Below are 6,586 nucleotides of genomic sequence, written 5' to 3' on the forward strand. Positions count from 1 at the left end.
GAGGAAGCCTCTAAGGCCTATAAAGATTCTAAAAAAAGAGGGACAAGTAAGGAATCAAGAGATTTTATAAAGAAAATAGAAAGGCTTTTGGATAAGCTTGCCAAGACTCAAAGATACAGAGGGGTAACAATATCGAATTATATGTATAAGTATGATCACGATAATGAGAGTCAGTTTTGTGCAATGACCTTTAGCTTCGGAGACTGGATATATGTAGCCTATAGGGGGACAGATGAAAGCTTGGTTGGATTTAAAGAGGATTTCAATATGTGCTTTTCAGCCCCTGTAATGGCCCAGAAGGATGCAGTGGCCTATCTTAGGCAGGTTCTTAATAAGTATAGGGACCAAGAGGTTTATACTGGTGGTCACTCCAAGGGGGGTAACCTAGCAGTGTATTCCCATGTCGGCATAGATGGGGAATATAGGAAGAGGGTAATCAAGATATTTAATAATGATGGGCCAGGATTTACAGAAGAAATATTAAAGACCCCTGCCTACAGGGAGACGACAAAAAAGGTCATGAAACTCCTACCACATGGGTCGGTAGTTGGAATCCTTATGGATGATGAGGAAGAGTACTCTATAGTAAAGGCCAAGGGTGATAATGGTATAGTCCAGCACGATGGATTTAACTGGGATATTAAGGGAACTAAATTTGTTAAAAAAGATAAGTTCACAGACCAGTCAATCCGTATTAATCAGACCCTAAAGCTATGGCTTGCCAGTCTTGACAGGGAAGAAAGAAATAAGTTTATAGATGAATTTTATGGCCTAATAGTTAAGTCTACTGATGCCAGCATCCTGGGTGATATATCAGGCAAGGAAATACAGTCTGCCCTAGCTATAGTCAAGAATATAAATAGCATGGATGAAGAAAGCAAGGAGATATTGGTTTCTGCCATAAAGAAGCTTTTAAAGAGTACTTCAGAGGCAAGGGGCAAACTATCCATGAAAAAAAAGCTCCAAAAAAAGGCCGGGGAAATCATGAAAATAAATAAGTAAGAAGAGGCTATAGAAGTCATTTATAGCCAAAAAAATCTTGTAATGGACCTCTATTTATGGTAAGATAATCAATGAAGGTGCTGGAAAGGTCGTACAGAGATGCGGCTGCACTAAAAAATAGATTAAGTCTTTTAAGCTGGTCCAGAGAGACTGGTAAGGATAGGGCCCGAGAGGCCTAAAATAGAGGATTGTACTAGACAATCATAGCTTATGGAGCATATTTTATCCTTATACCCTTGTATCTCAACCGGGTGTAAGGATTTTTTTGTACCTAAAAGCCTTAATCAGACAGGAGAGTATGTATGATAAATGGAAAGAGTAGATTGATGGTGGCAATAGACACTGACAACTATGAGAAGGCAGTAGAATTAATTGATAGACTAGATAATAGTGTAGACATATTCAAGCTGGGGCTTGAAAACTACATAGCATCTAGGGGTAAGACTCTAGACTACCTAAAGTCTAAGGGTAAGAGGGTGTTTTTGGACTTGAAATTTCACGATATACCTAATACTATGATGTCAGCTGTAAAGGCCTGCATCAAGGATGGTGTATGGCTGATGACAATTCATGTATCAGACTATGAAGGAATGAAGATGTGTGCAGACATAGCTAAGGAGGAAGCAGCTAGACTAGGTATAGAAAAACCCCTGATTGTAGGAGTAACAGTACTTACATCTATGAGTGACGAAGATTTGGCAAGTGTGGGCTGTAGCCTATCTACTAGGGAGGCTGCTATAAAGAGGGCCAAGCTAGCCAAGGATGCAGGTCTAGACGGTGTTGTATGCTCAGCCCAGGAAGTAGCCGATATAGTTGAAGCCTGTGGTAATGATTTTGTGACAGTGTGTCCAGGAATAAGGCCAAAATCTGCTGAACTTGGTGACCAGAAGAGGGTTGTAACACCTAGTCAGGCTATAAAGAATGGGGCCAAGCTCCTGGTGGTTGGAAGGCCTATAACTAGAGCAGAAAATCCAGCTGGGGCTGCAGACCAGATAGTTGAAGAAATAGAAAAGGCATTAGTATAAATCTTGATTGGGTTACTCTGGCCACAGGGGCAAGAGGGCTACCTAGTTTCATTAAAAGGAGAGCATCAGATGAAGGGAAGATTAATTTTAGAAGACGGAACGATTTTTGAAGGCAAGGCCTTTGGTTATATTGAGGATAGCGTTGGAGAGGTAGTATTTAACACTTCTATGACAGGCTACCAGGAAATACTTACGGACCCATCTTACTACGGTCAGATAGTTACAATCACATACCCATTGGTGGGTAACTATGGTATAAATCTAGAAGACAAGGAGTCAGATGGGATAAAGGTAAGTGGATTTATAGTTAGAGAAAAGAGCGATATGCCATCAAATTTCAGGTGCGAGATGGATATAGATACATACCTAAAGCAGAGTAAGGTAATAGGCCTTGAGGGCATAGATACAAGAGCCCTTACAAAGATTCTAAGAAACAGAGGAACAATGAGGGGCATAATAACTACTGAACACACTAAGCTATCCGATGTAAAGTCAAAGATAGAGGCCTTTGACAACAGTCAGGCAGTAAGGATGGTAGGCAGGAAGGCAGTAGAGCATATAGCTGGACCTGGCAAGAGGGTGGCTATAATGGACTATGGAGTTAAGGAAAATATAATCAGAAACTTTGCAGGAAGGGGATGCGACATTACAATATTCCCAGCAGAGACGGGCTATGAAGAGGTCTTGGCTATAGATCCAGACCTAGTATTCCTTTCTAATGGACCTGGAGATCCTGCAGACCTGGAGGATATAGTTGAAAATGTTAGACAGATGATAGGCAAGAAGCCAATAGTTGGTATATGCCTAGGCCATCAGATACTAGCAATAGCCCTTGGTGGTAAGACAGGAAAGCTAAAGTTTGGTCACAGGGGAGGAAACCACCCAGTTAAGGACTTTGAAGAAAATAAGATATTTATCACATCTCAAAACCACGGCTACTATGTAACTGAGGTTCCTCAGGATATGACAGTTACTCAGATAAACCTAAACGATAATACTGTTGAGGGCATGAGGCATAATACTCTTCCAATTTACAGTGTTCAGTACCATCCAGAGGCTTGTCCAGGACCACTTGATAGTGAGTATGTATTTGATAAATTTCTAGAGATAGCAGAGTAGGGAGGAGTTAAAGATGCCTAAAATAGAGAGTATAAAGAAAACATTAGTATTGGGCTCAGGTCCAATTATCATTGGCCAGGCTGCAGAATTTGACTATTCTGGCACACAGGCTTGTCAGGCCCTAAAGGAAGAGGGGATAGAGGTAGTTTTAATAAACTCAAACCCAGCTACTATAATGACTGACCAGGAAATAGCTGACCACATATATATAGAGCCTTTGACTCTAGACTTTATAGAAAAGATAATTGAAAAGGAAAGACCAGACAGCTTGTTGGCAGGTATGGGTGGACAAACAGGCCTAAACCTAGCAGTAGACCTATATGAAGCAGGCATACTAGACAAGTACGGGGTAAAGATAATCGGTACATCTGTCGAATCTATCAAGAAGGGCGAAGACAGGGATACCTTTAGAGAGGTAATGAGAGAAATAGGCCAGCCGGTAATAGAGAGTGATATAGTCACAACTCTAGAAGAGGGTCTAGCCTATGCAAGTAGGATAGGCTACCCAGTAGTTGTTAGGCCAGCCTATACGCTTGGTGGTACAGGTGGTGGTATAGCAGAGACGGAAGAAGAGTTAAGAGAAACTCTAACTCATGGTCTTGAGCTAAGTCCGGTAACACAGTGCTTGTTAGAGAAGTCTATCAAGGGCTGGAAGGAAATAGAGTACGAGGTAATGAGAGACTCTAATGGTAACTGTATTACAGTTTGTAATATGGAAAATATAGACCCAGTAGGTGTACATACAGGGGACTCAATAGTTGTAGCACCTAGCCAGACTCTATCTAACCTAGAATACCAGATGCTGAGAACAGCATCACTAGATATAATAGAGGCGATAGGGGTTGAAGGTGGCTGTAATGTACAGCTAGCCCTAAATCCTAAGAGCCTAGAGTATGCAATAATAGAAATAAACCCAAGGGTATCGAGGTCATCAGCCCTAGCTTCTAAGGCTACAGGTTATCCAATAGCTAAGGTTGCAGCCAAGATAGCTCTAGGATATACTCTTGATGAAATAGAAAATGCAGTAACTAAGAAGACAAATGCTTGCTTCGAGCCTACTTTAGACTATGTGGTAGTTAAGATACCTAAATGGCCATTTGACAAGTTTAAGCATGCCAACAGAAAGCTTGGCACTAAGATGATGGCAACTGGTGAAATAATGAGTATAGGCTCTAACTTTGAATCAGCCTTCCTAAAGGGAATTAGGTCTCTTGAAACTGGTAAGTTTTCACTAGTTCACAAGGCATCTGAGGGCAAGACCCTAGCCCAGCTGAAGGAAAGTATAGTTGTACCGGATGATGAGAGAATCTTTGACCTTGCAGAGATGATTAGAAGGGGTTACAAGCTAGAGATGATATCTACAATTACAGGTGTAGATGAGTGGTTCCTAAACAAGTTTAAGTGGATAGTAGACCAGGAAGAAAAGCTAAGAGTCATGAAGATAGAAGACCTTAATAAGGAATACCTTCTAGAGCTAAAAAAGAAGGGCTTCTCAGACAAGGGAATGGCAGACTTGATGAAGATAGATACAGAGGACCTAGTAGAGCTAAGAAAGTTGTATAAGATTAGGCCTTCTTACAAGATGGTTGATACTTGTGCGGGTGAATTCGATGCTATCTCACCTTACTACTACTCAACTTATGAAGAATATGATGAAGTAGAAATCAGCGACAAGAAAAAGGTCATTGTTCTAGGTTCAGGGCCTATCAGGATAGGCCAGGGTATAGAGTTTGACTATTGTTCAGTTCATGCTGTAATAGCACTAAGAAAGCTGGGCATAGAGACTATAATCATCAACAACAACCCAGAAACAGTAAGTACAGACTTTGATACATCTGACAAGCTATACTTTGAACCATTGACAGAAGAGGACGTATACCACATCATAGAAAAGGAAAGGCCAGAGGGAGTAATCCTACAGTTTGGTGGCCAGACAGCTATAAAGCTAGCTAAATTCCTTAGCGAAAAGGGTGTAAAGATCCTGGGAACAGACTTCAAGGACATAGATGCAGCAGAAGATAGGGAAAAGTTCGAAGACCTATTGGAAAGCTTGAATATAAATAGACCTAAGGGTAAGGGTGTATGGTCAGTAACTGAAGGTGTAGAGGTTGCTACACAGCTTGGTTATCCAGTCCTAGTTAGACCATCATATGTCCTAGGAGGCCAGGGTATGGAGATAACTTATGATGAAGTAAGGTTGACTCAGTACCTAGAAGACGCCTTTGATAGGGACCCTATCAACCCAGTTCTGATAGACAAGTACTTGACTGGTAGGGAGATAGAGGTTGATGCTATATGCGATGGCAAGGACATCCTTATACCAGGTATTATGGAGCACTTGGAGAGGGCAGGAGTCCACTCTGGAGACTCTATAACAATGTATCCTAGCCAGGGTATATCAGACAAGATCAAGGACAAGATATACGAATATACAAAGATGATGGCCCTTAACCTAAATGTGGTAGGTATGGTAAACATCCAGTTTATAGAATACAAGGATGAACTTTATATCATAGAGGTAAATCCAAGAGCCAGCCGTACAGTACCATATATATCAAAGGTAAGTGGTGTGCCAATAATAGACCTGGCTACTAAGTGTATGATAGGCTATGAATTAAAAGACCTAGGCTTTGGTACAGGAGTATACAAGACGCCTTCTCACGTATGCGTAAAGGTACCTGTATTCTCTATGTCAAAGCTATCTAAGGTAGAGGTCAGCCTAGGACCAGAAATGAAGTCTACAGGTGAAGTATTGGGTGTAGGAGAGACTCTTGAAGAGGCCCTATACAAAGGCTTTTTGGCATCAGGCCAGAGGGTGTCTGAAGAGAAGAAGAAGGTCCTAGCTACCGTTAACAACAATGACAAGGCAGAGTTTATAGAATTGGCCAAGGATATGCAGGAGATAGGTTATACATTTGTAGCTACTCAGGGAACTGCCAAGGCTCTAAATGAAGCTGGTGTTAAGTGTGAGGTAGTAAATAGGGTAGAGGAGCCTAGACCAAACATACTTGATGTAATCAGAAACAAGGAAGTTGATATGGTTATCAACACACCAACAAAGGGTAACGACTCTACTAGAGACGGTTTCAAGATGAGGAGAACTGCCATAGAGTTCCAGACAGAGATAATGACTTCTCTAGATACATTAAAGGCTATGGTAGCAGTAAATAGAAGACACGTAGACTCACAGGATAAGAGGGTTTACAGCCTGAGAGAAATCAATAAGTAAGACCATTACTGCCCTCATTGCGGTCAAAGAATATAGTTTTTTGAATTTTGGAGGCCATAAAGCTAACTAGCTTTATGGTCTTTTTTAGGTTGTATAATATTTAGCGTTGGTGAGAGAAAATTCTCTCCCAACGCTAAATTTTTTGCAAAAAAATAGGAACACACATCAAATCTCATGTATAATTTAAATCGTCAAAAAAAAAATAATAAGG

4 protein-coding genes are annotated in these 6,586 nt (G+C 41.0%); all 4 read left to right on the forward strand.

Annotated features, from left to right (window positions below; translation table 11 throughout):
• Positions 1–1,002: Mbeg1-like protein (locus ACW6OJ_RS06995; RefSeq protein WP_456096133.1), on the forward strand; the 1,002-nt coding region annotated here is incomplete at its 5' end.
• Between the two features lie 302 nt (positions 1,003–1,304).
• Positions 1,305–2,027 (forward strand): orotidine-5'-phosphate decarboxylase, encoded by a 723-nt coding sequence (gene pyrF / locus ACW6OJ_RS07000; protein WP_293435431.1) that lies wholly within the window; start codon positions 1,305–1,307, stop codon positions 2,025–2,027.
• 69 nt (positions 2,028–2,096) lie between these two features.
• Entirely contained in the window at positions 2,097–3,146 is a 1,050-nt protein-coding gene (carA, locus tag ACW6OJ_RS07005) for a glutamine-hydrolyzing carbamoyl-phosphate synthase small subunit (RefSeq protein ID WP_293428822.1), read from the forward strand.
• A 13-nt stretch (positions 3,147–3,159) separates the two neighbouring features.
• On the forward strand, positions 3,160–6,375 hold the full coding sequence (gene carB / locus ACW6OJ_RS07010) for a carbamoyl-phosphate synthase large subunit (RefSeq protein WP_456096134.1): 3,216 nt from the start codon (positions 3,160–3,162) through the stop codon (positions 6,373–6,375).
• Positions 6,376–6,586: the final 211 nt, after the last annotated feature.

This window comes from Peptostreptococcus sp., from assembly GCF_977045075.1.

Excerpts from the sequence above, each read along its gene's own strand:
- pyrF (WP_293435431.1), top strand. The coding sequence starts at position 1,305 with ATGATAAATGGAAAGAGTAGATTGATGGTGGCAATAGACACTGACAAC.
- carA (WP_293428822.1), top strand. The coding sequence starts at position 2,097 with ATGAAGGGAAGATTAATTTTAGAAGACGGAACGATTTTTGAAGGCAAG.
- carB (WP_456096134.1), top strand. The coding sequence starts at position 3,160 with ATGCCTAAAATAGAGAGTATAAAGAAAACATTAGTATTGGGCTCAGGT.